Below are 2,790 nucleotides of genomic sequence, written 5' to 3' on the forward strand. Positions count from 1 at the left end.
CTGGAAGAACTCGCTCGGCGGGCACTCACGCTTGCGCCAGTCCTCCGTGCTGTAGTAGAACCCGTGGCAGCTTAGCCAGTTCACCCCACGCACGTACTGCCGGTCCACGATCTGACGCATGTACGGCGGCGCCAGCTTCCAGCCGATGCACGCGAACGTCTCGCTCAGCACGCGGGGCCGATTGTGGGCGTGCGCGATCGAGGCAACAAGCTTCTCGCTTATCTTGTCGTCGACCTCGTCGATCTTATCGACCGCAGGCACCTGCAAAGGCCGCAGCGATGCGAACGGGTCGGCGGTGTGGCGAACGAGCGTCGTCATCCATTCTTCAAGCAGCAGATGACCGGTCAGCGCGACACCGTGCTCCGCACACCATGATGCCAAACGACCGTAGAACCGGGACTCGAGCAGTTCGGCCACCGTTTGCCAATAGTCGACGCGGACCTGTCGACCCCGCTCTCCGAGGTCCTCCCAAAGCGCGGCCACCCAGGGTAACACATCGTAGCCGCGGCGACGCGCAAACTCGGCGACGAAGTCGCGCGTCCAAGGCACCGAGGCCGGCGCACGATCGAGGAAATTGTTGTAGAACCCAGGTTCGTCTACGAAGAAGCCCAGTACCGTCTTGCCGAAATGTCGCTCGAATCGCCGGCGGTACTGTTCGTGCGTGTAGGTGATGAACGCGTCGACGGCGTGGGGGTTCATCAGATCGACGTACGGTTGGCTGCTGTACGCCGCGTTGAAGTCGGTCGCCCGCTGCCGAAGGATGACGACGCACCAGTCACCGGCCGGTGGCGACCAATTGAGCTGATCGCCATCGATCAGCACCGCCACTGGCGGTTCCGGCGCGTACGAGAGCGTGTTGCCCTGTCCGTCATACCACGGCACATCGATGGGGCGATAATCTGCCCGCAGCGGATCGGGCGGGACCGGCTGAACCGACGCGATGCGCATCGCACACGCGAAGCGAACCTCATCGGGCCGGTCCAGCTTCGCGCGCACAGGCGCCCCATTGCGCGTGTAATGCCGCTCGGCCGCCAAATGTTGTCCTGCCCGCTCTGGGTCGTCGGCGATCACGCGACCACCCGCGTAGCCGCTGGGCCAGTTGTCCTCGTCGTAGATCCAGACCTTCATGCCAAGCCGTTCGGCTTCCTCGATCGCGACTGCGCATCGGTCGAACCACGCGTCGGACAAGTAAGGGACGGCGAGGCCAACCCGAGCATGGATGACGAAGCCGCCCAATCCCATGTCGGACATCACCTGGACCTGGCGGCGCATCTCGCCCGGCTCCATCTCCCCGTTCCAAAACCAGAACGGACAGGCGCGGTGCTCGGCGGACGGCGCAGCGAACGCCTCATGTAAATCGTGGAGGTTCATCATCGGCTCTGGCAGGCCAGCGAAACGGGCCCAAGCAGGCCGCTGGTGCGCTCCACTTGTTCCCAGGCATTGGTATTGGTGTTCGCGACCTCGACGTGGAGTTGGTTGGCGCCGCTGCGAACGTGCGGGGTCAGGTCGACGCGGTATGGCGCAAACGCCAACGGCGGCAGCGCGTGCCCGTTGATGCTCACGATCGCCGTCTCAAGCACCTGCCCGAGGTCAAGGACGATCCGTTCGCATGCGGCGGCGCCGACCGACAATTCGAATTCGGTCGCGTAGGTGGCGACGCCAGAGAAGTACCCATAGCCCAGTTCATGCCAACTGGCCAGCGGGCCGTCGTACGTCTGGCCATCAATCTGAAGCTGCCACGCATCGAGCTCTCTGGCCCAGACCGGTTTAGACGGCTTGGGCGTCTGTGACTTGCCGCCGGAAACGACAAATAAATATGAATCCCAGGGCTCGACAGTAAGCGTTAGGCGCGTCCGACCGTCATCCGCTTCTACCGAGGCAACGGGGCGGCGTTTTCCGGAATCGGGGTACCACCGCTCGACCGAGTTGCCGCCGGCCAGTTCGATCACCGCATCGAAGCGCTCGCCCGATTCGTTGACGACGAAGTAGACGTTCTGGCCGTCGTCCAGCACCCTGCGGTGGTAACGCAACGAACGGTGAAGCGGAGCGATGCGCGTTTCCACGTACCCGACGAAACGCGAGTGTTGCGTGGTAATGAATTGCCGCGCTTCAGCAGTCGGCAAAACGCGGAAGTCGGCAGCGACCGATCGTTGCAGGAGCACCACGACGCCCTCGTCACCATGGGGCACAAAGCCCAATCGTCCTGATCCCTTTGCCATGGTTCCGGGTTGGCGCAGCTTGCTTAGTTCCTCCACTACGTTCGTCCAACCGACCGGCGCGTGCCCATCGACGACGTTGTTCGGCAGTTGGTTGACGAAGATCACCAGGCCGCCCACCTCGGCGAACGCCAGCAGGCGCGATAGCGCAGCGGCGCCGATCGCGTTGATTGCCGGCACGACGATGGCGCTGAAGTGCTCGTGGTTCACGCGCAACTTGCCCTGTTCAACGGCGGCATCGGCCAGCAACGTGTGGTCGATGTAATCGAAGTCGTAATGGCTCGACAGCAGGATCTCGTTCAGGCGGTTGAGCGACAGGTCCGCCTTCTGCAAGGGGTGGTCGATCTGGCTCATCTGCCAGGCCTCCCACTCCATCCCGTTGAACGCCTTGGGCGCGCCGGCGCTGATGGCGGTCCAGGCGTGCTCGGTCGGATAGTACAACGCCACCGGCGCCACGTGCCGCCCGGCCGACATCGCCGCCGACAACCGCCCGACGTAGTCCCACAGCGGGCGGCTGTGCGGCCACCACGGGTTCTGGAAGAACTCGCTCGGCGGGCACTCACGCTTGCGCCAG

The 2,790-nt window shown here is 64.0% G+C and carries 2 protein-coding genes; both read right to left on the reverse strand.

What is annotated here, in order from left to right:
• On the reverse strand, positions 1-1,374 hold a 1,374-nt coding region (locus VGN72_20845), incomplete at its 3' end, for a glycosyl hydrolase (GenBank protein ID HEV7301798.1).
• Positions 1,371-2,790 (reverse strand): hypothetical protein (locus tag VGN72_20850; GenBank protein HEV7301799.1); only part of this gene is annotated, 1,420 nt, incomplete at its 5' end. The genes VGN72_20845 and VGN72_20850, both read right to left, overlap by 4 nt.

This window comes from Tepidisphaeraceae bacterium (assembly GCA_035998445.1).
Lineage (GTDB): Bacteria > Planctomycetota > Phycisphaerae > Tepidisphaerales > Tepidisphaeraceae > DASYHQ01.